The sequence below is a fragment of the Synechocystis sp. PCC 6803 substr. PCC-P genome, from assembly GCF_000284455.1.
Classification (GTDB): domain Bacteria; phylum Cyanobacteriota; class Cyanobacteriia; order Cyanobacteriales; family Microcystaceae; genus Synechocystis.
In genome coordinates this window covers 2,409,946-2,434,238 of record NC_017039.1, presented here as the reverse complement: position 1 = coordinate 2,434,238, position 24,293 = coordinate 2,409,946, and the positions used below count along the sequence as shown (strand labels likewise).

The window sequence follows — 24,293 nt, the reverse complement described above, 5'->3', positions numbered from 1 at the left end:
TCCGGTGAGCTTGAGCTCTGTTTGCCGTGCTTATGCATGGCCATGGTTTACCGGATTGAATCTAGAATAGGGGGGTTAAAGCTCCCATGGATAAATTCAGCATAGTTTATGGTTCAAGTTGGTGCGGCGGCAATCAATCGGGTCGATGTGGCCGTCATTGGGGGAGGCATTGCTGGGGTGGCGATCGCCGAATATGTGGCCCGCCATACTAACCTGTCAGTGCAGTTGTTAGAACAAAATAGCCATTTGGGGGGGGATTCCTCCGGCAAATTGGAGGGTTGGTTCCATACGGGGGCCCTATATTCGGGCCAGGATGATGGTCAGACTTTTTTTAATTGCGTTAATGGGGTGGAGGATTTACTCAACCATTACAGCCATTATTTCGCGGGTCGCTGTAATTTGACCTTGGAGCAATTTGACCACGGTTACCGCCCCACAGTTACCGGCGCAGGTTGGTTCGACCCCAATCCCGTTTACCTGATCCATCCCCAACGCCACTCCCCAGAAATGCTCCAGTCCGGCCTCAAGGGGGATCGGGTGCAGTTGGAAATGCAGTTAAAGCGGGTGTTGGGTCGTTTGGAAATGGCCTATGGGCAGCAATTCAATTGGCGATCGCCGACGGGCAATGGAGCAGTGGCACCGGACTATGACCATTTGGAAAGTTATGAACAGCGGAGTTGCAGTCTATTAGGTCAGTCGGAAAAAATTAGTCACTATTGCCAACAATTTGACCTTAGCCATGGGGTAAAACCCAGTGACTATGCCCTGTTGAAAAGTTTAGATTGTGCCATGGATACCCAGGGGATTTTGCAGGATCTTACCGCCAGCGCCCTGGCCCACGGAACGGCGATCGCCACCGGAATTAATTTAGAACAAATTAATGTGGATCGTTATGGCCCAGTCAGGGTACAAAGTATCTTTTATCGAGATTGCCAAGGACAGCAACATTACCTTAAAGCCAAAGCGTTTATTTTTGCAGTGGGAGCAGGCTTTGAGCGCATTTTACCCACTCTACAGGTGCGAGCTAAGCTAAAACAAAGTCGCAGCACCATGGTGGTAGCTTACCCTGCCATTAGTTCCCATAATTTCGTGCGGATGTCCACTAAAAACTCCTACCATTTCAATCATTTTTTTCAAAGGGCAAATATTCCTGATTCTTCGGAATTTCTAAACTATTCCATGCTGGCAAATTCTGGTTACGTCAGTAACGAAAATGATTATTTAGCTAGTGGAGAAATTGAATTACTTTTGGATACGGCGGCACGGTATTTCAGCGAAGAAAATTTATATCAACGTCAACTCTGGAGTTACGATTGCGTTAAAACGGAGTTCATTAGTGACGATGCCCAAAAACGTCGCTATAGTTATTGGATTGAAGTTAATCCCCAGAGCAACTACCTTTGTGTGTTACCGGGTAAGTTTTCCTTTTTTCCTACAGTGGCGGTGCAAACTCTCAAGCAGTTAAAAACTATTCTCCCAACGGAGGAAGTTGACCGGAGCCATCGAGATTATAGCGCCCATTACCATCAAGCCCAAGCTCTCGTTGCCTCTCCCTATCCCCACCAATTATTAGCATCTTATTGGAAAAATAACGCTAATTCTTAGTTGTGGCATAGCAGGTTATTTAACAGTATTAATGGAAGTAGAATAATGTTAAAAACCGTTGCCATACAGGTCCAGGGAAGGGTGCAAGGAGTGGGTTTTCGTCCCTTTGTTTATACCCTTGCCCAGGAAATGGGACTGAATGGTTGGGTGAATAATTCCACTCAAGGAGCTACCGTTGTCATTACCGCCGACGAAAAGGCGATCGCCGACTTTACGGAGAGATTAACGAAGACATTACCTCCCCCTGGTTTGATTGAACAATTAGCCGTTGAACAGTTACCGCTGGAAAGTTTTACTAACTTTACTATCCGCCCCAGTAGTGATGGCCCTAAAACTGCGAGTATTTTACCCGATTTATCCACTTGTTCCGCCTGCTTAACAGAACTATTTGACCCTAGCGATCGCCGTTATCTTTACCCCTTTATTAACTGTACCCATTGCGGTCCCCGCTACACCATTATTGAAGCCCTACCTTACGACCGTTGTCGTACCACCATGGCTAGGTTTCGCCAATGTACCGACTGTGAAAGGGAATATAAGCAACCAGGCGATAGACGCTTCCATGCCCAACCTAATGCCTGTCCTCGCTGTGGCCCCCAACTGGCTTTTTGGAACCGACAAGGCCAAGTAATTGCAGAAGCAAATGAAGCTTTAAACTTTGCTGTAGATAATTTAAAAGTCGGCAATATTATCGCTATTAAAGGCTTAGGTGGCTTCCATTTGTGTTGTGATGCCACTGATTTTGAAGCTGTGGAAAAATTAAGATTAAGGAAACATCGACCGGATAAACCTTTGGCGGTAATGTATGGTAATCTTGGTCAAATTGTGGAGCATTACCAACCTAATAATCTAGAAGTTGAATTGTTACAAAGTGCCGCCGCCCCTATTGTGTTATTAAACAAAAAAAAACAATTAATTTTGGTGGAAAATATTGCCCCAGGCAACCCCCGAGTCGGCGTAATGTTAGCCTATACTCCTTTGCATCACTTATTACTAAAAAAATTAAAGAAACCCATGGTAGCTACCAGTGGTAACTTAGCTGGGGAGCAAATTTGCATTGATAATATTGACGCTTTAACCCGGTTACAAAATATTGCTGACGGTTTTCTCGTTCATGATCGCCCGATTGTTTGTCCAGTGGATGATTCCGTTGTCCAAATAGTAGCTGGGAAGCCATTATTTTTGCGTCGAGCCCGGGGTTACGCTCCTCAACCCATTACTTTACCAAAGCCTACTCAAAAAAAACTATTGGCGATGGGAGGTCATTATAAAAATACAGTGGCGATCGCCAAACAAAATCAAGCTTACGTCAGCCAACATTTGGGCGATTTGAATTCTGCTCCCACCTACCAAAATTTTGAAGAAGCCATTGCCCATTTAAGCCAGCTATACGATTTCTCTCCCCAGGAAATTGTTGCAGATTTACACCCTGATTATTTCAGTCATCAATATGCTGAAAACCAAGCTTTGCCTGTCACTTTTGTGCAGCATCACTATGCTCATATTTTAGCGGTTATGGCGGAACATGGAGTTATGGAGGAGTCCGTGTTAGGTATTGCTTGGGATGGCACTGGCTACGGCATGGACGGTACTATTTGGGGGGGAGAATTTTTAAAAATCACCCAAGGTACTTGGCAGAGAATTGCTCATCTACAACCATTTCATTTATTAGGTAATCAACAAGCCATTAAATATCCCCATCGGATTGCTTTGGCGTTGTTATGGCCCACTTTTGGTGATGATTTTTCTGCTGATTCTTTAGGAAATTGGTTGAATTTCAATAATGGGTTTAAAAACAAGATAAACAGCAGGTTAAATCAGGATCTAAACAACAAAAATTTACGTCAACTTTGGCAACGAGGGCAAGCACCGCTCACTTCGAGTATGGGAAGATTATTTGACGGTATTGCGACACTGATAGGATTGATTAACGAAGTAACTTTTGAAGGTCAGGCGGCCATAGCTCTGGAAGCTCAGATTATGCCAAATTTAACTGAGGAGTATTATCCTTTGACTCTAAACAACAAGGAAAAAAAATTAGCTGTTGATTGGCGCCCCTTAATTAAAGCTATAACCACAGAAGATAGAAGCAAAACTAACCTAATAGCCACTAAATTCCACAACAGTTTAGTAAATTTAATTATCACTATTGCCCAACAGCAGGGAATCGAAAAAGTTGCTCTGGGGGGAGGTTGCTTTCAAAATTGTTATTTGCTTGCCAGTACCATTACTGCCCTCAAAAAAGCTGGTTTTTCTCCTTTGTGGCCCAGAGAACTACCGCCCAACGACGGTGCCATTTGCATGGGTCAACTGTTAGCTAAAATTCAGGCTCGGCAATATATCTGTTAACTCAACTCTATCTAACCAAATTAATTTATTTTGGGCATGGGTAAAATTTCCTTAGCAATAAAATCTTGGTAGGCTTGTTGAGCGGCGGCCTGTTCAGCACTTTTTTTCGATGAACCACTACCACTACCCAATGGTTGATCGCCAAGCCAAACCGTTGCCTGAAAACCTGACTGTTGGGGCAAATTTTGATCCAGGGGTTCTACTCGGTATTCTGGTAAACATTTGTAGTGGGCTTGGGTCCATGCCTGCAAAGCTTCTTTATAGTTATGGAGGGCAGGATCTTGTCTAATTTCAGTGGCTTTGGCCAACAAATGTTCGCTTAACCAAGGGCGGATTAGGGATAAATCCCCCACACTAAGGTAAAGAGCTCCCAATAAGGCCTCAAAGCTATCCGCCATCAGGGAAACTCGCCCATTTTTGTCTGCCAGGACCGCCGGAGTAATCCAAAGAAATCGGTCTAGGCCATACAATTCTCCCCAACCGGCTAGGGTACGATCACTGACCAAAATCGCCCTCAGGGCAGACATTTCCCCCACTGAAGTCTGGGGATAATGTTTCATCAGCACTTCCGCTGAGGCTAACCGCACCACTGCATCCCCAACAAACTCCAATTGCTGGTAATTTTGTTCCGGGGACTGACTGGCATGGGTGAGGGCCAAATCCACTAGGTTCCAATCCACTGGGGTATTGTCAGTTAATCCCAACCGTCGCAGTAGGGCCTTCAACTGGGTTTGACGATGGGGAAGCAGAGACATGGAAGCTTAAAAGAGAGTGTAGATAAAGGGGGCGATCGCCGATCCTTGGGTGAAAACAATTAAGGCTCCCAGGAGAACGAGGGTTAAAATCAGGGGTAATAGCCAATATTTTTTTCTTTGCCGCAAGAAACCCCAAACATCCTGCAATAATTCAATAAATCCTTCCATAAGGTTACTTTTAAACGTTTATTAGCAATTTGTGGGTTAGTAGGGTTTTTGCAGATGGCTAATGTCCCGGGGACGACAAGGCGATCGATAGGTAACCTGCTGGGGCTCCAATTGGCGGGCCATGGTGTCCCTTTTGATTAATTTCATTACCAGAGCCATAGGAGTAACCACCAACGCAAAAATTAGGGTCAGGATGATGCGGCTGTTAATCCACCCTAAAACATGGCCAATTTTTAGCCATAGTTCATACACTGGGCCCAAACTACGGGGAGCCACTAGCCCCAGCCCTCCAAAGGCAAAGGCGATCGCCCAGGGCAATGGAGGTAATCCGTGGCCCTTTAGTAGGGGAATGAGCAGACCAAAGAGAAAGGCAATCATCCCGGCCATAATCCAGGCAAATTCCCGTAGTATTTTGACCGTGGGGGTAGTCTTAGTATTCGTCATAGCGCTCGGTTTAAGATCGCAATTTTGAGGTGGCTTGATATTAACAAACCTTTAGATAGTCTAGATTAAACTATTTTGCCAACCATGAACCTGCAAATATAACTTTTTGCCGAACAATATCCGGTCTCTAGTGGTCCCTATACCTTTTATCTGTATCTAATTTGAGCCTAAATAGCTTCTTCAGTACTTTTCTGCATAATCTTTTTAGCGTCTTCTTTGTATTTAATAATTCTTCAATTTGCCAATTCAATTTATCAATGGAATCCTGCAATTGCTGATTCTCTGTCTGTAAATGAGCGATAACATAATTGTTATTTTCAATCTCATTTTCTAAATGACAAACTAGATCATTAACCGCAATATTTTTCGCTTGTATTGTTTCTGCCATTGATGAATATTGATATTCTTGAACCTGACATTGCCTAAAATCTTGCCAGAGCGAAATAAAGTTATTTTTTTCTGCTTTATTTTTTGTGTCTGCAATTATTTCTAGACACAAATCACTAATTTTGCCGGCAGTTGTTGACCAGGGAAATTTTTTAGCTCGCTCTTTCCCTTTAGTAATTAGTTCGTTGCGAATTGCTTGATTTTGAACTTTTTCCAAGGCTTCAATCATTTCTCTTTTATTCTGACCATCGATATAAATAACTGCATCTTTCCCCACCTCTGGCAATGAAGAGTTATGGCAAGTGATTACTGGGCAACCGCAGGCCATAGCCTCAAGAATCGGCAAACCAAAGCCCTCGTACAAAGAAGGATAAACCAAGGCGATCGCCCCAGAGTAAAGAGCTTTTAATTCCTCATCTGTTGGTCGAATCAAACAAATATCAACATTGTTGGGTAGTGATGGCATTTCCCTTTGCAAATCTACATTGCCCCCCACGCAAACAATAGTTAACTTTTCAGGACTCTGCCAATGCTTTAACGCTTCAAATAAAATAGTGCCGTTTTTATATTGGTTTGCTCCCAAATGGGTACCGACTAGTAACAAATAGGAAGCATTGATAGCAAACTTTGTTTTAATTCCACTGATTTCTCGTGACTCTGCTGGATGGAATCCCTTATCAACGCCATTATGAATAACTGTTATCCGGGAAGGCTGGACCTCAGGATAAAATCGCATTAAGTCCTGGGCCGTATTGTTAGAAACCGCAATATATTGATTGGCATAGAGTATGGCATAGTTTTTTTCTCGCCACCAAAACTCCCTTAAATCCCAGCCCATTACCTCTGGAATCATGTCATGGATCATTAAAAGGGAAGGGGTAGATAGGGGCGTTGTGTAGTAAGTGGAAATGAATAGATCAGCATGGAATTGATCACAAATTTCCTGTAGCTTGGTGGAAAATAATGCTTCTTCTTGATAATTAAACGTTGGGAGATGATAGTATTGAGCCCCTTGCAACTGGGGAGCAGTATGACCTCGATCAATCAGAATAATATTTTCTATAAAACCTGAATCACACCATTGCGCCAAGACACTCCGCCACACCCTCGCAATCCCGGTATTGGCAATGTGAAAAAAAATACCATCAATAACAATTTTCATTGATTGTCAAGATTGAGAGGATGTTTGGCAATGCAATCAGGATTTTTACCAGCAAAAAAATTCCTTTGCAAACAAAATAAGCTGACAAAGGAATTTATGTGGTAATGATATCTTGAATTTTGGCCAATCGTTCTGGGAGTTAGCTAACAAATATCCCGAGATACCAGGTCTTAAAGATGGATTAGGATTTTGTTGAACTTATAGGACTCAAACCACTACTGTCGACCTTACCCAAGAGTGGAAAATCTTCATTAGAACAAGCCCAAGGTTAGGGACTTATCAATGGGGAAAGTTGCCCCAGCACCTAACCATAAAGCCGCCGCAGTGCCGAACAAGAAGACAGTCATGGCAATGGGACGACGGAAGGGGTTTTGGAATTTGTTCACACTTTCAATGAAAGGCACCAACATCAAACCAAGGGGAATGGCAGCCATACCGGCAATGCCCAAAAGTTTGTTGGGAAGAATGCGCAAAATTTGGAAAGTGGGGTACAGGTACCATTCAGGCAAAATTTCCAGAGGGGTCGCAAAGGGATCCGCTGGTTCACCGATCATGGCAGGGTCGAGGATCGCCAATCCGGCAATTAGCCCCAAAGCACCAAGGATGCAGATAGGAAACATGTAAAGAATGTCGTTGGGCCAGGCGGGCTCACCATAATAGTTGTGACCCATGCCTTTGGCAAGTTTGGCCCGTAAATCGGGATCGCTAAGATCCGGCTTTTTGATAATACTCATGGGGCAGAGGCTCCAAGTTAAGGTTTTTTAGAAGTTTTCTAGATTTTCTAATCTGTTCCAATCTTTAGCAATTTGGCAACGGTTTAAACGAAATTGCCCGATCAAACTCAGATCGGTGGGAAGACAGGAATTACAAAGGACCGGAAATGCCTTGTTTGCGGATCATCAGGAAGTGCAACAACAGCAACACGGCGATCGCCCAGGGAAGCACGAAGGTGTGGAGGCTGTAGAAGCGGGTCAAGGTAGCCTGACCAACGCTTTCACTACCTCGCATGAGGGTCACCAATTGATCCCCAACCACGGGAATAGCGGCCGGTACACCGGAAACGATTTTTACCGCCCAGTAACCCACCTGGTCCCAGGGAAGGGAGTAACCGGTTACACCAAAGGTGACAGTGGTGACGGCTAGCATTACACCCACAACCCAGGTCAATTCCCGGGGCTTCTTGAAACCACCGGTGAGGTAAACCCGAAAAACGTGGAGAATCATCATCAGCACCATCATGCTGGCGGACCAACGGTGAATGGAGCGAATCAGCCAACCAAAGTTGACTTCATTCATGATGTATTGGACAGAGGCGAAGGCTTCCGTGACCGTGGGTTTGTAGTAGAAGGTCATGGCGAACCCAGTGGCAAACTGGATCAGGAAGCAGGTCAGGGTCAGGCCCCCCAGACAGTAAAAAATATTGACGTGGGGAGGAACGTATTTGCTGGCAATGTCATCGGAGATGGCTTGCACTTCCAGACGATCATTGAACCATTGAAAAACTTTTGATTCGGTGACTTCTTTTGAAAACATTGAAGCTAGACTTCTCTTAAGGATCAGGGATGGAGGGGGTTGACTCCGGCGGAGCCGTAAAATCGCATATAATCAGCGTACTATGACGGTTTGACCAAGGGTGGAAAAGCTCCCAAACTTGGCAAAAATGAGAACTACTCATCACAAAATGTAACACAGCTTCAAGCCCTGGGGAAAGGGAAGTCCGGCTGTGATTCTGTTCTAAATTTTGCTCCTCTATCCATGCTCGCTAAATATTTTTCTGAACCCATTGATCGTGCGGCCCTCGGTTTGATCGGTGTCCTTAGTGCGGCGATCGCCGTGGTGGTGGTGGGTCATTACACCTGCCAGAACAACAATCAGTGTATATTTGCCAACCGTCCCAGGGTACAAAATTTTAGTTGGGGCGAGGCTGATCTGGGGGCGAAGGACAGGGCTTTTATCATCACCTTTGACCGTCCCATGGACCAACGGGAGGTGGAAAAGAATTTGGTCATTACCCCAGCCCTACCAGGAAAATTTAGTTGGGCGGGTCGTCGCATGGCCTATACCCTGGAAAATCCCATTCCCTACGGCACTGATTACGAACTGCAAATCACCAATGTGCGGGAACAGTATGCGGGTCACCACCAAGGGCAAATGATGGCCCCCTTCACCAGCAGTTTCCGTAGTCGAGACCGGGCCTTTGCTTACATTGGCACCCAAGGGATCGAGCAGGGACGGATTATTTTCTACAACCTGACTAAACAAAGGAAAACCATCCTCACCCCACCGGGACTGACTGTGGTGGATTTCCAATTCTTTGACGGGGGTAAAGGGATTCTGTTTGCCGCCGCTGAAATTCAATTGGGCTTTGAGGGGCTCCGGCAACTACAGCTATACCAAGTGCCCGTGGTGGAGAATGACAATCCCCAAGAGTTGCCCAAACCGACTTTGGTGCTGGATAACCAGGGATTTCAGAACAATCAATTCGACGTAAGCGAAGACGGTAAATCCATTGTGGTGCAGAGGGTCAACCGTGAAAATCCCGCTGACTTTGACCTCTGGATGCTCAAAAACCAGCAAAAGCCTGAGCGTCTGAAGGTACAGGGCGGAGACTTTCAAATCGCCCCGGATAATCAGTCCTTGGCCGTGGCTCGGGGGGAAGGCATCGGTATTTTGCCCCTCCAACCGGATGCAAAACCATTGGATTTTCTGCCCAAATTCGGTCAACTGTTAACTTTTTCCAGCGATGGTAGCGCCGCCGCTCTGGTGAATTTCAATACGGAAGATGCCCAAAAACGCTTCCAAAGAACCCTTTTCTTTGTCAATAACCTTGGGGTGCAAAAGGAATTAGTGGATACGGACGGCTCCATTGTCAGTTGTGAATTTGGTCGCAATAACCAAACCCTGTACTGTCTGCTAACCAAGCTTTTGCCGGGGGATGAATACATTGAAGAGCCTTATTTTGTCCAAATTAACGTCAACAGCGGTGAAGTTTTTCCCCTGCTTAAGTTGCAGGATTACCGGGACACCCAAATGAGCCTTTCCCCTGACGGTTTGGCTCTGTTATTTGACCAGGTAATTATCGATCCCGAAACCCCGGCTGATAGCCGTCTTAACACCGACACCGGGGAGGCGATCGCCGATAGTCAGTTATGGTTGCTCATACCGCCCTTAAGGCCAGAGTTAGGGCAACAGGCGGAACTCAAGGCTCTTTCCCTGATGGGCTTTCGTCCTCTGTGGGCTCCTTAGGGGAAGATGGCTTCTGTCTGGCCTGGCAATGCTGTTCTATTCTTTCCAGAGCTGGGAAAATTGGGCCTAGCCAGCGGCGGTAAATATCCCGGGAATTGGGGGAGGTCACAACTCGGTTAACCAAATTTTCCCATTCCGGCTGATCGGCGGGCAAAATCAGCCCATAGCCCTGACAATCCAGGGGATAGGGGGGATAAAGGCGATAACTCCGCCCTAGAGGAATGTCCAGCACTAGGGCTTCTCCAAACAGCAAAATGCCATCACCGGCAAAAGCATCAATGCGCCCCTGCATAAGAGCTTCTACCCCCAAACGCCGTGCTGTAAAACCCTGAAAATTAATCAGTTCTGCTTCGGGATAACGGGCCGCTAAAAATTCACTGTTACTGGTACCGCCCAAGACTCCGATTCTCTCCCCGCGCAAATCACCATCACTGTCAAATGACCCCAGGCGATCGGCGGGAATTAAAAATTGGGTTCCTGTGACGAAAAAAGGCCGGGAAAAGGTGATGGGCAATGGTAGGTCACGGCGGATGGTGTTGGGGCCACACTCCACCACCACTACTTTTTCGGCCACCAGGTTATAGCGATTGAACAAACTGGACTGATAAAACTTTACCAGTAGAGGTTGACCCCCGAGGGTGGCAGATACCTCTGCTTGTAACGCTTGGATAAAGTCCACACAAATGCCTGTCCATTGATTGGCAGGGCCGTCCCGAAAACCAAAGGGCACTGAGTCGTCTCGAATCGCTACCTCGAGTAAGCCAGTGGATTTAATGGATTCCAACACCGTTTCAGCCTGGACAGGGGGCACCACAAGACTCTGTAAAGCCCAGGCTGATAGAGTCAGTAGGGGACGCAGAATGGGAAAAGATTTTGGCTGGGGGAGACGGGATCCACTGGAATTGCTCATTGCCAATTATCCAAAAGATCTTTAAACAGAGCTTCTTCAATCCAGGTTTTTAAAACCACCGTCAGGGGTAGGGCTAGGATCAAACCTAAAAGTCCGAATATGCTGGCAAAAAATAGTTGGGCGATGAGGGTGACCGCGGGCAGCAGGGAAACTTGCTTGGCCATAACAATGGGGGTCAGCCAATAGCTTTCCACATTTTGAATGAGGAAATAGAGAATTAGTACGGCAATGATTTTCCAGGGGGCGTCCAGCACAGCAATCATCAGGGGAAATACCACACTGGCGGCGGGGCCAATGTTAGGAATGAAATTTAAAATTCCCGCCATCAAAGCATGGACTAGGACTAATTTAATTTGCAATATCCATAACCCAATGCCGCTGAGACTGGCGATAAAAAAAGAGTTAATGACAATGCCCGTGAGCCAATTGCCCAGGGAAGATTCTGATTGGGTCAGGATTTCGTCGGCCCGGCGGCGGTAAAAGGAGGGAAATAATTTTAGGGTGCCCTGTCGATAGGCTTGGGGAGAAAGCAACATCATCACGGCGATCGCCAGGATGAAGATTATTTGCAGGACAGCGGTGACGGAATTGGAAAATAGGTTAATCAGGGAACTAAGGGCATTGGCCCCCAGGGCGGAAATGGAGTCCGGCAGATCATCGACGGAAAAAGCTTGGCTAAAAAATTTCACCTCCATCCGGTCGTGCCAGTCTTCAAAAAAATTCTCCAGGCGATCGCCAACTTTAGGCAGGGAACCGATGAGAATTTGCAGTTGTTCCCAAAAAGGGGGAATAACTAACAGAAAAAATAAAACCACCGCCACTGTGACGGTGATCAGGGTAATAGCTAGGGCCAGAGGCCGTTTAATTCCCCAGGTTTGTAATTGTTTAACTAAACGATTGAGGGCAGTGCTCAGCACAATGGCCAGGAAAAGCAGTAACAACAGTTGGCGGATTTCCCAAGCCACATAGGCCGCCATTGCCAAACAAGCTAAACCTAACCACTGACTAAGCTTCATCACACCCGTCAATCAATCTACTCAGGGCTGAAAATTAACAATGCGGGCAAAGCTCTGGGGTTCCAGACTAGCTCCTCCCACCAAGGCTCCATCAATTTCCGGTTGGGCCATAATTTCATCCACATTGTTGGCATTGACCGAACCGCCATACTGGATGGTGACCTGGGAATTAGTTAACTGTTCCCGAATCAGCCCAATAACCCGATTGGCTTCCGTTGCCGCACAGGTGTCCCCTGTACCAATGGCCCAAATCGGCTCGTAGGCGATGACTAGGTTAGATTGATCCACATTCACCAAGCCTTTTTTCACTTGGTCAACGATAACCTGTTCCGTTTCTCCGGCATCCCGTTGCGCCTTACTTTCCCCCACACACAGAATGGGAATTAAGCCCGCCTTTTGGGCCGCCAATACTCTCAAATTGGCAGTTTCGTCCGTTTCCCCAAAATATTGCCGTCGTTCACTGTGGCCGATAACCACATAATGAATACCGATTTCCGTCAACATAGCCGCTGAAATTTCCCCTGTGTAGGCCCCACTCGCTTCCCAATGGACATTTTGTGCCCCTAGGCGGACCCTACCGCCATGGAGTTGTTGGGACATGCCGCTCAAATCGGTGAAAGGAACACACAACACCACCTCACGACTTTCCGCCGCATCTTCGATTAAAGGTTTAAACCCCTGCAAAAACGCTTGGGCCTCCGCCTGCGTCTTATGCATTTTCCAATTGCCCGCAATAATGATTTTTCGCACGATTCCAATCTTTAACGATGAAGGTCACAACAAAATTTGCCAACCCCCAGTTTACGTCGTCCGGGGTCGTCACCATTAACCAACGAGGAACTAACCCCCAAACTCAACTGCTTGAAGCCGAATTAATGCCGCCCTGGCTTTCAATCTAGTCCAATCGAGAAGATAAACTGGAATTAGTTCCGGCACTGGTGGAAAAAATCATGAGCGAACAAAAATCATCTTCGTCCCTGACCGGCTTTGCTCTGGCCGCTCTGATGGTGGCATTGGTTGGCACCGGCTTTGCCTTCTGGACTGGATTTAATCTTTCCCAACGTTCCCCCACGGTCACAGTGGACCCCGATAAGCCCGACAAGGCCGTCCCTGGGCAAGCACAAATTTACTGGCTTAACAACAATGACACGGCGATCGCCTTTGTGCCCCAAAACATTCCCCCCAACAATGATCCACCAGAAGTACAGACGGAACGAGCCCTGAAAACCCTATTAGCCGCTCCTGACAGCGACATTTCCGCCATTCCCCCCAATACCAGCCTTCTGAGCCTCACCAAAACCGCCACCGGCATCAACGTTGACCTATCAGCCCAATTCACCGCAGGGGGAGGGAGTCAAAGTATGATTGCCAGACTGGGACAAATTATTTACACCGCTACCAGTACAGACCCCAATCTTCCTGTTCGTTTACTAGTGGAGGGAGAACCTCTAACAGTACTAGGAGGAGAAGGGTTAATGATTGCCCAGCCCATCACCCGCAAGCAATTTGAAACGGATTTTATGCCCCCTGATCGTTGACAATTATGGTCATGGTCTGCTCATCTATGGTGAGGACAGTCGGAATTATCACGGTTTTAGTTGGTAAGAATAACCCCATTTACCTAGATTCAGACTGGACCTTATCAGTCCGGACACCCTGTCTTTAAAAGCCGAAAGCCCTGCAATGTCCTCCTCCTCTGAACTTGGTAATGCGTCTTCTGTGCCGTTGCAGTTTTTACTGTTCATCGATGATCGCCCCAACTCCCAAGACAGTGTGCAGGAAATTGGTCAATGCCTGACTAACCTGTTGGATGGACACAGCCATGACCTCCAAATTCTGCAAATCAGTAAACATCCCCACCTCGTAGAGCATTTTCGTCTGGTCGCCACCCCCTCCTTGATTAAACTACAACCAGAACCACGGCAGGTTTTAGCTGGCAGTAATATCATCCAACAATTGCAAAAATGGTGGCCCCGCTGGCAACAGGAATTGGCGATGGATCCTAACCCAGAGGATACGGGGCAATCCCCCAGTTGTCCCCGGGAAATTTCCTCCGTGGGTTATTCCGGGGAACTGATGAAAATGTCCGACGAACTTTTTCTGCTGAAGAAAGATAAGGAAGAATTGCTCCAACAAATACAGTTCAAGGATCAGATTCTGGCCATGTTGGCCCACGATTTACGCAGTCCCCTCACCGCCGCCTCCATTGCCGTTGATACCTTGGAATTGTTACAACACAAACCCATCGAAGAACAGAAACCTGCCCTCAGAAGTCAACTATTGTATCAAGCTCGCAAGCAGTTCAAAATTATGGACCGCTTAATTGAAGACATTTTACAGGCTTCTAAAAATCTTAATTCTCAGTTTCAAGTTCACGGTCGTCCCCTGGCGATCGCCGATCTTTGCCAAGAAGTTCTGGAATTGTACCAAGCAAAATTTAGCAAAAAAAATCTCACCATTACCTACGATATTCCCAAAGACTTACCAAATGTTTTTGCCGATGAGGAATTAATTCGCCAAGTAATTGCCAATCTTTTAGATAACGCTATCAAGTACACTCCTGCCCATGGTTCCATTACCGTGGGAGCTCTCCATCGTACTACCCAAAAAGTTCAGGTCAGCATCACTGACAACGGCCCCGGCATTCCCAATTCCAAACAAGAAACCATTTTTGAGGGACACTTTCGACTGCAACGGGATGAACAGACCGATGGCTATGGTTTAGGTTTATCTCTCTGTCGCAAAATTATCCAGGCCCACTACGGCCAAATTTGGGTGGACAGTCGCCCCAAACAGGGTAGTTCTTTTCACTTTACGTTGCCTGTTTACCGTTGACCCCCCAACCAGTTATCGGCGGATTTTGAAGCATTTTGACTCAATGGCAGGCAGGGAACATTTTATTGAAGTTCCAACGCCCAGCCAGATCTAAAGTAGACCGATAATGGCTTTAGCCGCCGCTTCCCCAGTACGAATTGCACCATCAAAAAAGCCAGCCCAGCGGGGGGCTATTTCCGTCCCGGCCCAATGAATACGACCTACAGGGGCGCTCAGGGCTTGGCCAAAACTTGTCCAGACTCCGGGAGGCATAAAGGCGGCATACCCTCCCCCAACCCATTGTTCACTGGGCCAATCAACTTCATCGTAGGTCTCAGGAGATAAAGCTTCCTCGCCAAAGTACAGAGCCAGATCTGACAGTACTCCTTGACGGCGTTCCGCTTCGCCCATGGCAATCCATTTTCCATACCGATCGCCAACTACGAAGGAAGCAATTACTCCCACTCCCGTGGTTGGATCGGAACTATCAGCACATAATTCGATCCAGGTGGTGTTACCCAAGCCAATACCGGCTAAACCTTTCTCCCGCCAAAAAGGGCGATCGTAGGAAATCAAAAGCTTACAGCAGGTGCCCATGGGTACTCTTTGGGTGAGTTGCTGGCGGAGAGGAGGCATGGGGGGACTATAGGTAATTCTTCCGGCCAAATGGGGCGGGGTTGCCACAATGGCGAATTTTCCCTGATATTTTCCTGTTGTAGTGGTCACCTCTACCCCTTTGTCGTCCTGGGCAATGTGTATGACCGGTTCCCCTAAGAGGATGGAATTCCCCAATTCAGCGGCAATTTTTTGAGGAATTTGTCCCGCCCCACCATGTAATAGTTCTGCTTCTGGATTTTCCCCTTGGGAGGCAGATTTATGGCCCCATAGGATGTGCAAAAGAGATACCTGAGAAGGCTCGGCGGGGCCTAAAAACCCCACAGCACGACACATATAGGAAAAATACCAATGGCCGAATGCTGTATGGGTATTTTCTTTAATCCAATCGGCAAAGGTTTGACTGTCTAACTTTTTGTTTTCTGGCGTAGCTTCGGGATGTTGCTCGTCCAGACTTTGGGCAAGGGTATTAAATTTTTCCCATGCCACCATGGCATCATTCCATTCATCAGAGCTTATTTTCGGCGCTTCCCCTTGGAACACTCCTTGAAAAAAACCATCAAACTCGTAACGTTTCCCATCAAATAACAATACCTTTAAGCCATCAGCAGGACTGGGAAAACGTTCTATGTTGTATTCATTAAGCAAGGCCAGAAAACGATCCTGGGTAGGGCCCACCCATTGGCCTCCCCGGTCAATCCATTGTCCCGATGGCAAATATTCTCCATACATTCTGCCCCCCAAGCGTTCCTGGGCTTCAATAACTAAGACAGAATAGTTAACCCGAGATAAATTACGGGCCGCGATCAATCCCGACAACCCTGAGCCGACAATTATGCAATCACAGGACGAGGATGGGGCCATTAGAGCACAGGGAGGATTTAAATTAGTTTTGCCTGATCGTATCACCACCCATCGCTCATCATTACAAATCTCATAAACCTCCAGCTCTGCGCCCAAATATGCTCCTCTGTGGAACTTTGACCGGGGGAATAGAGTTTAATAGTCTTGTGAGAGGCCCGAGCACAACTTTCTCAGTTAACCCCAATGACAGCAGGACGAAACCAGCGCCTATCGCCCGTATTGTTACAGAGTAGTATCGGCCTGTTAATTCTGACTGCTCTCATTCTTTTGGCATTCAGTACCCTGTGGCTAAAAAATATTCGTTTTGGTTCCCGTTCCTACCGAGCCACGGTGCTTTTTAGTGATGCAGCCGGTATGTTAGTGGGCACCAGGGTTGACTATCGGGGGGTTAGGGTTGGTCAGGTGGTCAGCGTCACGCCCCAACCGGAAGGGGTGGCAGTGGAAGTGGAAATTAGTCCCACCGATCGCCTAATTTCCAGTCGTGCGGAAATCCAAGCACGTCAATCCGGGTTAATTGGTGAAACATCTATTAACATCATTCCCAGTGAAGTGGTTTTACCCCAGGAGGTTAACTATAAACCCCTGGATAAGGACTGTAATCCGGAAGTGATTATCTGCAACGGTTCCATCCTGATGGGGCAGGATGCGTTGGATGTTAATGCCCTAATTCGGGCCATGATGCGTATTTCTGACTTTTTCAGTGAGCCAGAGATTAACAATGCCATCCGCTCCCTTGCAACCCAAACCCCCGAAGCCCTCAAGGATATCAGTCAGTTTAGTAATGAAGCGGCTACCCTACTGCGGGAAATTAACCAGGATGGGGGAGTCAAAAACATTCGTCGCACCCTGGCCTCTGTGGATCAAACTGCCCAAGACTTGTCCGTTTTGAGCCGGGAAGCCACTGACACTGTCCGTACCCTCAACCAAGGGGGAACTATTCCGGAAATTAACCGCAGTTTGCGTTCTGTCGGATCAGCGGCGGAGCAAATCCAAGCTTTTTTGGAAGTTAATAACCAACGGCTGGGGGCTACCCTCACCAGTCTCCAGGGCACCAGCGACCAGTTACAAATCAGTGTTAAAAACCTAGAGCCCCCTTTGGTGCAATTGTTAACTCAGGTTAATGAACAAGATACGGTGGGCAATCTTAACCAAGCGTTGGCCGATCTCAAAGCTGTAGCTGATAATGCCAATGAATTGACCGGGAATCTGAATCAATTTGCCGATCGCCTGAATGATCCCCAAACCATTATTTTGTTGCAGCAGTTGTTAGAATCCGCCCGGGCTGCCACCCAGAACCTAGAAAAAATCACTTCCGATGTGGATCAACTCACCGGTAATCCAGCTTTGCGAGAGCAGTTAATTCGTCTTATTCAAGGACTAAGTAATTTGGTTTCCACCACAGAACATCTGACGAAACAGGTGCAATATGCCCAGCAATTAAATCAACTTTCCGATGATTTGGCCCTGGTGGCCAGGGCCCAGGAATTGCAAACTCCTAGAGTTATTCCCGCCCAACCCCAAAAAACCGTCACAAAACCTTAGGAAACCCCTAAAATTAGCCTTCGAGGTGTGCCATATCAATCACCTGAATTATTAAGTTTAATTACCTTTACCCATGACTGCCGTACCCCCATCCTGCCAAATCCTTGACGGTAAAGCCCTCGCCCAAAAAATGCAGGGGGAATTACAACGGGACATTGCCCAACTGGTGGCCCAGGGCCATCGATCGCCGGGGTTGGCGGTGTTGATGGTGGGGGACAATCCAGCCAGTGCCGTTTATGTCCGCAATAAGGAAAAAGCCTGTGAAAAATTGGGCATGGTTTCCTTTGGCAAGCATTTTTCCGCTGATACGGACCAGGAAACATTGACGGCGGCGATCGCCAGTTTGAATGAGGATGAACGGGTGGATGGCATTTTGGTGCAATTGCCCCTACCGGATCATCTCGATGCAGTCAAACTATTACACACCATTGATCCCAGTAAAGATGCAGACGGGTTGCATCCAGTCAATTTGGGTCATTTGGTGCGGGGAGAAGAGGGTCTAAGGAGTTGTACTCCAGCGGGGGTGATGGCTCTATTGGCGGAATATAACCTTGATTTAACGGGCAAAAATGCGGTGGTGTTGGGGCGCAGTATTTTGGTGGGCAAACCCCTGGCTCTAATGTTGCTAGAGAAAAATTGCACCGTTACCATTGCCCATTCTCGCACCCAAAACTTGGCCGATATCACCCGGCAAGCAGACATCCTCGTAGCGGCGATCGGTAAGCCGGAATTTGTCACCGCCGATATGGTCAAACCAGGGGCAATCGTGGTGGATGTGGGTATTAACCGTCTTGATTTAGGAGAGGGGAAATCGACACTGGTGGGGGACGTGGATTTTGCGGGGGTTGCGCCCGTGGCCAGTTACCTCACCCCTGTGCCCGGTGGCATTGGCCCCATGACGGTGACTCTGTTGTTAGCTAACACTGTGGCTAGTTATCGGCAACGGTTAGGTATTTAACTTTAACCACTAATAATCCTAGGTCTCTTGCTACACTGGGGAGCGGACTTGGCCAACCCTAACCTTGTGGGTGATCAAGTTGAACGAACCATTCCAGCCAACCAATAACCATGGGTGATTTTTTAGCCAACGTTTCCCGTTATCCCCGGTATCTGATCAGTTTTACCCTGGGCATCTTTTTCTCCGTTTTCACTTGGCTCCAGCCCCTATTAAAAAATCGTGTCGGGGCGATCGCCCTGATGGGACTGCTGGTCAGTGGATTCATTTTTCTCTATTTCACTCTGCGGGCCATGTTAGGATTGACCGTGTAGAGGGAGTTTGGGCTAATCTGTCCAGGCTCGGACTTTTTTGTTGCCGAGGAGCAGGTCTATGGCTACCAGTCGTCGAGTTTCCCGGGTGTCGTCCCTAATTAAGCGGGAGGTCAGTCAAATGCTTCTCCACGAAATCAAAGATGACCGGGTGGGCACAGGCATGGTTAGCGTCACGGAAGTGGAAGTTTCCGGCGACCTACAGCACGCCAAAATTTTCGTTAGCATTTACGGCTCCCCTGAAGCCAAAGCCTCCACCATGGCTGGACTGCACTCCGCCGCTCCCTTTGTCCGTCGAGAACTGGGGCAACGGATGCGTTTACGGCGCACCCCAGAAGTTTCCTTTTTAGAAGACCGCTCTTTGGAACGGGGCGATAAAATTCTCAATCTCCTCAACAACTTGCCCCAGGCGATCGCCACTGAAGATTTGGAAGACGACGATTCTGGCCTTGCCCTGGATTGACTCCGACCACGGTTAGACTGACTTGGGTACAGGGTACGACAAATTACCAACCATCCCATCAAGCAAGTTTTTCCAGTTATTTCAATACTCACCAAGTTTTAAGCAAACAGCAATGACAGAGGTATTAAGGGTAGGACAGCCGGCACCGGATTTCACCGCCACGGCGATCGTCGATCAAAGCTTCCAGACCGTCAAATTAAGCACCTACCGTGGTAAGTACCTGGTGCTGTTTTTCTATCCCCTAGATTTCACCTTTGTCTGTCCCACGGAAATCATTGCCTTTAGCGATCGCCATAGCGAATTTACTGCCCTAGATACGGAAGTTGTGGGCATCTCCGTAGACAGCGAATTTTCACACCTGGCCTGGATTCAGACCGAACGGAAAATGGGGGGCATCGGCAACATTAACTATCCCCTAGTGTCAGATCTCAAAAAAGAAATTAGCCAAGCCTATAATGTCCTCGAACCCGATGCAGGCATTGCCCTGCGGGGACTATTCATTATTGACCGGGAAGGCATCTTACAATACGCCACCGTCAACAATCTCTCCTTTGGCCGGAGTGTGGACGAAACTCTGAGGGTACTAAAAGCCATTCGCCATGTGCAATCTCACCCCAACGAAGTTTGCCCAGTGGATTGGCAGGAAGGAGACAAAACCATGATCCCCGACCCGGAAAAGGCTAAGACCTACTTCGAGACAGTGGCGGAACCTTAGGTTTGCCCAGCCAAAAATGCCGACCCTAAATGGATAATTTTGACTACTAGGCTGACTGGTGAGAGATAAGTCGTGGGTGAGCTAGCCGTTTTGCCAACATCACTAAGTGTTGCCTATATCCGCCAATATTCACTAATTTTCAGACCAACTCTTCTGATGATTAATTACCCTTTCCCCTGGCTAACTTCGATGTCTCCCCTAACTAGGCCCCTAACCCTGGCCATGGCCGGCATTGCTCTGTCACTGGGTCTGGCCACTCCTGGCCACGGCGAAACCTGTGTGCCCATCCCTTTGGTGGGAGGTCAAGGTAATAGTGTGACTAAAACCGTCGCTGTTCCGACTATTCCCGCAGGGCCTCTAGGCATGTTGGGAATTAACATAACTCGTAATAATTGGAATACCGATTGGGCCGTACCAGGGGGAACAGTTTTTAAAAAATTCGTGATGACGGTAACCTCTGCCGAATCTACCCCCTTTGATATTCGAATGTTTTTAAAATATAGCGACCAGACTGCGTCAGAAATTTTTAATCAACAAGCTTTTGTCTTTAAACCTAATACTCCCTTGGAAATTGTCGGTAATGCTACCCCAGAAGAACAACCCTATCAGGTAAATCTTTTTGTTAACGGGCTAGACTCATTGGGCAAAACTTACACGGCCACCCTAGTGGGTTGTCGCTAAGTTTATGACCGGCTAATTCTCTAGATTTATCAGTAGCTAACTGACGACGAGTCATTGGCTAAGGGAGAGATTGAAGCCCCATCAACGGATTCTAAGTCATGGTCAAATATTGCCGTTCAGGATATTGTTCTCGTTGCAGTTGCTCTAGGGTATCAACGAAATCTGCAATGCCTTGAAATCGCCCATAAACAGAAGCAAAACGGATATAGGCCACTTCGCTTTCCTGGCGTAAATATTGCAACACCATTTGCCCGATTGCCTCGCTGTGAATTTCCCGTTTTGGCTGTTGCTGTAAGTTGGCCTCAATTTCTTCAACAATGTGTTCTAGGCGCTGGAAATTAATATCAGTTTTTTCACAGGCCCGCACCATACCCCGCAGCAGTTTGGAGCGGTCAAAGGCTTGCCGTTCCCCATCTTGTTTAATGACCGTGACGGGTAACAACTCCAGCCGTTCGTAGGTGGTGAAACGGTGTTTACATTCCAAACATTCCCGCCGCCGCCTAATACTTTGGCCACCTTCGCTGGAACGGGATTCAAGGACTCGACTATTGTGGTGCTGACAGTGAGGACATTGCATAATGGCTACAAAAAATGAGCTTAGCCCAACCTAACGCATACAAGAATGTTGCGTCAAAGTCAAGCTAGCCCACGGTTGAAACAGAGGTAAAAACTGGGGTTTTAAGGGAGTGTCCAGGCAAAAAACACCTGGAAAAAAGACCCTTTAATTGGACTATTTTTCGATGCGGGGGGGTTCCCGAAAGGCGATCGCAAAGAAAAGGACCGCAAGGGCCATGGTCAGCACCAGAATGTAAGCAACACTTTCCATAATCTAAAAAATTCCTAAAAGTTTATCCTTACACACTAATCTATACATTCCCCTGTCCCCTGACAACTAGACCGACTTGGCCAAGAACCAAACACTGCGGTGTGGGCACTGCTTCTTTGCTAGTATGGGTTAACGATTAACAATTGATTAAGGGGTCTAGACCCGTTCGTCATTGCCTTCCCTGTCTGGCGGGAATCCACCAATTCCCATAGTCTAAGATTTAGTTTCTGTACCCGTTTTTCTCTACCCTGATCCAGGAAGATTGCCGCCATGTTTCCCCCCTCCAGTGATTTGACTGAGTTGAATGATGGTCAGCCTTTGTCTGGCCACCATGCCGATAAACCAGAAGAAGCATGTGGGGTGTTTGGCATTTACGCCCCTGAAGAAGCGGTGGCCAAATTGACCTATTTTGGACTTTATGCCCTGCAACATCGGGGTCAGGAGTCGGCGGGTATTGCCACTTTTGCCGGGACAACGGTTCACTGCCACAAGGATATGGGGCTAGTGTCCCAGGTTTTTCAAGAATCTAAACTGAATGAAATGGTGGGTACTCTGGCTGTGGGCCACACCCGCTACTCCACCACGGGATCCAGCCATCGGGTCAATGCTCAACCGGCAGTGCTCCCTACCCGTTTGGGTCCCCTGGCCCTGGCCCACAATGGCAATTTGGTTAACACTAACCAGTTGCGAGAAGCTTTAGCGGAAAGGGGCTGTGAGGACTTTGTCACCACCACCGATTCGGAAATGATTGCAGTGGCGATCGCCAATGAGGTGGATAAAGGCAAAGACTGGGTGGAAGGCACCATTGCGGCCCTGACCCTTTGTGCGGGAGCCTATAGCTTAGTGATCGGCACACCGGAGGGAATCATTGGAGTCAGGGATCCCCATGGCATTCGCCCCCTGGTGATCGGTGTGTTAGAAGAAGAAACTCCCCGCTATGTATTGGCATCGGAAACCTGTGCCCTGGACATCATCGGTGCCACCTATGTGCGCACGGTGGAAGCCGGAGAATTGGTCCATATCACCGAATCTGGCCTAGTTTCCCATCGATTAGCCGAAAGCGCTGACCGTAAACTCTGTGTGTTCGAGATGATTTATTTTTCTCGCCCGGATAGCGTGGTTAACGATGAAAGCCTCTACACCTATCGCATGCGCATTGGCAAACATTTAGCCAAAGAATCCCCTGTGGATGCTGATCTCGTGATGGGGGTACCCGATTCCGGTATTCCAGCGGCGATCGGCTTTTCCCAAGCTTCCGGTATTCCCTATGCCGAAGGTTTAATCAAAAATCGTTACGTGGGGCGTACCTTTATCCAACCCACCCAACATATGCGAGAGCACGGCATCCGCATGAAACTCAATCCTCTCAAAGACGTATTGGCCGGTAAACGGATCATTATCGTCGATGACTCTATTGTGCGGGGCACCACTAGTCGCAAAATTGTCCGAGCGTTACGGGAAGCTGGAGCAACAGAGGTACATATGCGGATTTCTTCTCCGCCAGTGACCCATCCTTGCTTCTATGGCATTGATACCGACAGTCAAGATCAACTAATTGCGGCCAGACTGACAGTGGCGGAGATTGCTGAGCAAATTGAAGTGGACTCCCTCGCTTATCTTTCCCAGGAAGGCATGTTGTTGTGCACCGGCGAAGATATTTCCCATTTTTGTTCTGCCTGCTTCAATGGAAGATACCCCATCACTGTGCCAGATGCGGTCAGGCGCTCTAAATTAATGCTGGAGAATATTACTGCTTGAAAAGTTGGCCGAAAACTCTAAACAGAATCATTGGCGATTTTTAGGTTCGGATGGCTGGTCGCGACTGTGGTTGGCCAAAAACCAGGTTCTCCAGGCAGTGGAACTGCGGACAACAATCCACAACAGCAAAATCGCGATTAAGCCACCATTTTTGGGAGCTTTGAAAGCGAATAGTACCAGTCCCACCGAGAATAAATCCTCTAAAACTGTTACCCAAAAGGGCAACCCCCGCAAGCGAAAAAACCAACCGATCGCCACTAGCCTTATGGCCAGAGCAAAGAGGGAACCGATCGCCCCCACCACCCATAGGGGAGGAAAACGAAAATCCATTTCCAATTGTGAAGCCAACTCTGAAGTCAATAATCTAGCGACAGTGATGGCCATCATTGCCCCCACTAGGGGAGTGAACAACAATTGCACAATTTGTAGAACTCTCTGGCCCAGCAACTTTTTTGAGCCAAACAATTCAAACAAAGACCAACTGGTCAACACCGCCACTACCACCTGGGGATTAACCCTCCAGAGTAGGGGCACTTCCGACCATAACTGACCTTGGATTAGACCAACTATTAACAACGGTAGGGCAATGCGCATCCCCGCCGCTGCCGCCGCTGACAAAATTGCGAGGATTCCAAGGAGGGTGCTCATTAAAGTTCAAACCGGGAGGGCAAAACCGACCATATCAGGGATAATGTTAAGAAAAGTTG

At 47.7% G+C, this 24,293-nt stretch carries 25 protein-coding genes; 12 read left to right on the top strand and 13 right to left on the bottom strand.

Annotated elements, in window-relative coordinates:
- Positions 1–108 precede the first annotated feature (108 nt).
- Complete coding sequence (locus tag SYNPCCP_RS11405; protein WP_010873384.1) at positions 109–1,605, top strand: FAD-dependent oxidoreductase; 1,497 nt, start codon at positions 109–111, stop codon at positions 1,603–1,605.
- Between the two features lie 45 nt (positions 1,606–1,650).
- The gene (hypF, locus tag SYNPCCP_RS11400; RefSeq protein ID WP_010873383.1) at positions 1,651–3,954 is read left to right on the top strand and encodes a carbamoyltransferase HypF; all 2,304 of its coding nucleotides are present in this window, start codon (positions 1,651–1,653) and stop codon (positions 3,952–3,954) included.
- A 20-nt stretch (positions 3,955–3,974) separates the two neighbouring features.
- On the opposite strand, the gene rnc is transcribed toward hypF, so the two are convergent.
- From rnc to petB, 6 genes are all read right to left on the bottom strand, one after another.
- Positions 3,975–4,709, bottom strand: coding sequence for a ribonuclease III (rnc, locus tag SYNPCCP_RS11395; RefSeq protein WP_010873382.1), 735 nt, complete (start codon positions 4,707–4,709; stop codon positions 3,975–3,977).
- Between the two features lie 6 nt (positions 4,710–4,715).
- Positions 4,716–4,877 (bottom strand): DUF5989 family protein, encoded by a 162-nt coding sequence (locus SYNPCCP_RS17465; protein WP_020862183.1) that lies wholly within the window; start codon positions 4,875–4,877, stop codon positions 4,716–4,718.
- A 36-nt stretch (positions 4,878–4,913) separates the two neighbouring features.
- Complete coding sequence (locus SYNPCCP_RS11390) at positions 4,914–5,321, bottom strand: SxtJ family membrane protein (protein ID WP_010873381.1); 408 nt, start codon at positions 5,319–5,321, stop codon at positions 4,914–4,916.
- 127 nt (positions 5,322–5,448) lie between these two features.
- Complete coding sequence (locus SYNPCCP_RS11385) at positions 5,449–6,870, bottom strand: glycosyltransferase (RefSeq protein ID WP_010873380.1); 1,422 nt, start codon at positions 6,868–6,870, stop codon at positions 5,449–5,451.
- A gap of 251 nt (positions 6,871–7,121) precedes the next feature.
- Positions 7,122–7,604: a cytochrome b6-f complex subunit IV gene (petD, locus tag SYNPCCP_RS11380; protein ID WP_010873379.1), complete on the bottom strand. Its 483-nt coding sequence runs from the start codon at positions 7,602–7,604 to the stop codon at positions 7,122–7,124.
- A 130-nt stretch (positions 7,605–7,734) separates the two neighbouring features.
- Positions 7,735–8,403 carry a cytochrome b6 gene (gene petB, locus SYNPCCP_RS11375; protein ID WP_010873378.1) on the bottom strand — a complete coding sequence of 223 codons (669 nt, stop codon included), beginning with the start codon at positions 8,401–8,403 and terminating at the stop codon, positions 7,735–7,737.
- Between the two features lie 222 nt (positions 8,404–8,625).
- Between petB and SYNPCCP_RS11370 the strand changes: the two genes are divergently transcribed.
- Entirely contained in the window at positions 8,626–10,116 is a 1,491-nt protein-coding gene (locus SYNPCCP_RS11370; protein ID WP_010873377.1) for an Ig-like domain-containing protein, read from the top strand.
- Here SYNPCCP_RS11370 and SYNPCCP_RS11365 read toward each other — a convergent pair.
- From SYNPCCP_RS11365 to tpiA, 3 genes are read right to left on the bottom strand one after another with little or no spacing between them, the layout of a single operon-like run.
- The gene (locus tag SYNPCCP_RS11365; RefSeq protein ID WP_010873376.1) at positions 10,070–11,026 is read right to left on the bottom strand and encodes an amino acid ABC transporter substrate-binding protein; all 957 of its coding nucleotides are present in this window, start codon (positions 11,024–11,026) and stop codon (positions 10,070–10,072) included. The two genes, SYNPCCP_RS11370 and SYNPCCP_RS11365, sit on opposite strands and share 47 nt — an antisense overlap.
- Positions 11,023–12,042: an AI-2E family transporter gene (locus SYNPCCP_RS11360; RefSeq protein ID WP_041425834.1), complete on the bottom strand. Its 1,020-nt coding sequence runs from the start codon at positions 12,040–12,042 to the stop codon at positions 11,023–11,025. Before SYNPCCP_RS11360 ends, SYNPCCP_RS11365 begins: the two co-directional genes overlap by 4 nt.
- Positions 12,043–12,063: 21 nt before the next feature.
- A complete protein-coding gene (tpiA, locus tag SYNPCCP_RS11355) occupies positions 12,064–12,792 on the bottom strand; it encodes a triose-phosphate isomerase (protein ID WP_010873374.1) in 729 nt (242 codons plus the stop codon).
- A gap of 200 nt (positions 12,793–12,992) precedes the next feature.
- Here tpiA and SYNPCCP_RS11350 point away from each other — a divergent pair, with 200 nt between their 5' ends.
- Both SYNPCCP_RS11350 and SYNPCCP_RS11345 read left to right on the top strand, forming a co-directional pair.
- The gene (locus SYNPCCP_RS11350; protein WP_020862186.1) at positions 12,993–13,580 is read left to right on the top strand and encodes a GerMN domain-containing protein; all 588 of its coding nucleotides are present in this window, start codon (positions 12,993–12,995) and stop codon (positions 13,578–13,580) included.
- A 145-nt stretch (positions 13,581–13,725) separates the two neighbouring features.
- Positions 13,726–14,877, top strand: a complete 1,152-nt coding sequence (locus SYNPCCP_RS11345; protein WP_010873372.1) for a histidine kinase — start codon at positions 13,726–13,728, stop codon at positions 14,875–14,877.
- Positions 14,878–14,967: 90 nt separating this feature from the next.
- Here the strand turns inward: SYNPCCP_RS11345 and SYNPCCP_RS11340 are convergent, their stop codons facing one another.
- On the bottom strand, positions 14,968–16,383 hold the full coding sequence (locus SYNPCCP_RS11340; RefSeq protein WP_010873371.1) for an L-amino acid dehydrogenase: 1,416 nt from the start codon (positions 16,381–16,383) through the stop codon (positions 14,968–14,970).
- Positions 16,384–16,518: 135 nt separating this feature from the next.
- Here SYNPCCP_RS11340 and SYNPCCP_RS11335 point away from each other — a divergent pair, with 135 nt between their 5' ends.
- The 6 genes from SYNPCCP_RS11335 to SYNPCCP_RS11310 all read left to right on the top strand — a co-directional run bounded on the left by SYNPCCP_RS11335 (position 16,519) and on the right by SYNPCCP_RS11310 (position 21,002).
- The gene (locus tag SYNPCCP_RS11335; protein WP_014407135.1) at positions 16,519–17,877 is read left to right on the top strand and encodes an MlaD family protein; all 1,359 of its coding nucleotides are present in this window, start codon (positions 16,519–16,521) and stop codon (positions 17,875–17,877) included.
- A 73-nt stretch (positions 17,878–17,950) separates the two neighbouring features.
- Positions 17,951–18,835 (top strand): bifunctional methylenetetrahydrofolate dehydrogenase/methenyltetrahydrofolate cyclohydrolase FolD, encoded by an 885-nt coding sequence (gene folD, locus SYNPCCP_RS11330; protein ID WP_010873368.1) that lies wholly within the window; start codon positions 17,951–17,953, stop codon positions 18,833–18,835.
- A gap of 110 nt (positions 18,836–18,945) precedes the next feature.
- Positions 18,946–19,146, top strand: coding sequence for a DUF751 family protein (locus tag SYNPCCP_RS11325; protein WP_010873367.1), 201 nt, complete (start codon positions 18,946–18,948; stop codon positions 19,144–19,146).
- A 58-nt stretch (positions 19,147–19,204) separates the two neighbouring features.
- Positions 19,205–19,606 carry a 30S ribosome-binding factor RbfA gene (rbfA, locus tag SYNPCCP_RS11320; protein WP_010873366.1) on the top strand — a complete coding sequence of 134 codons (402 nt, stop codon included), beginning with the start codon at positions 19,205–19,207 and terminating at the stop codon, positions 19,604–19,606.
- Between the two features lie 112 nt (positions 19,607–19,718).
- Positions 19,719–20,321: a peroxiredoxin gene (locus SYNPCCP_RS11315; protein ID WP_014407134.1), complete on the top strand. Its 603-nt coding sequence runs from the start codon at positions 19,719–19,721 to the stop codon at positions 20,319–20,321.
- Positions 20,322–20,510: 189 nt separating this feature from the next.
- Positions 20,511–21,002, top strand: coding sequence for a hypothetical protein (locus tag SYNPCCP_RS11310; RefSeq protein WP_020862188.1), 492 nt, complete (start codon positions 20,511–20,513; stop codon positions 21,000–21,002).
- A gap of 91 nt (positions 21,003–21,093) precedes the next feature.
- On the opposite strand, the gene nrdR is transcribed toward SYNPCCP_RS11310, so the two are convergent.
- Positions 21,094–21,579: a transcriptional regulator NrdR gene (gene nrdR, locus SYNPCCP_RS11305; RefSeq protein ID WP_010873363.1), complete on the bottom strand. Its 486-nt coding sequence runs from the start codon at positions 21,577–21,579 to the stop codon at positions 21,094–21,096.
- 153 nt (positions 21,580–21,732) lie between these two features.
- Positions 21,733–21,828: a photosystem II reaction center protein T gene (locus SYNPCCP_RS11300; RefSeq protein ID WP_010873362.1), complete on the bottom strand. Its 96-nt coding sequence runs from the start codon at positions 21,826–21,828 to the stop codon at positions 21,733–21,735.
- A 270-nt stretch (positions 21,829–22,098) separates the two neighbouring features.
- Here SYNPCCP_RS11300 and purF point away from each other — a divergent pair, with 270 nt between their 5' ends.
- Positions 22,099–23,586 (top strand): amidophosphoribosyltransferase, encoded by a 1,488-nt coding sequence (purF, locus tag SYNPCCP_RS11295; RefSeq protein ID WP_010873361.1) that lies wholly within the window; start codon positions 22,099–22,101, stop codon positions 23,584–23,586.
- A 27-nt stretch (positions 23,587–23,613) separates the two neighbouring features.
- Here the strand turns inward: purF and SYNPCCP_RS11290 are convergent, their stop codons facing one another.
- Positions 23,614–24,234: a DUF4126 domain-containing protein gene (locus tag SYNPCCP_RS11290; protein ID WP_010873360.1), complete on the bottom strand. Its 621-nt coding sequence runs from the start codon at positions 24,232–24,234 to the stop codon at positions 23,614–23,616.
- Between the last annotated feature and the right edge of the window lie 59 nt (positions 24,235–24,293).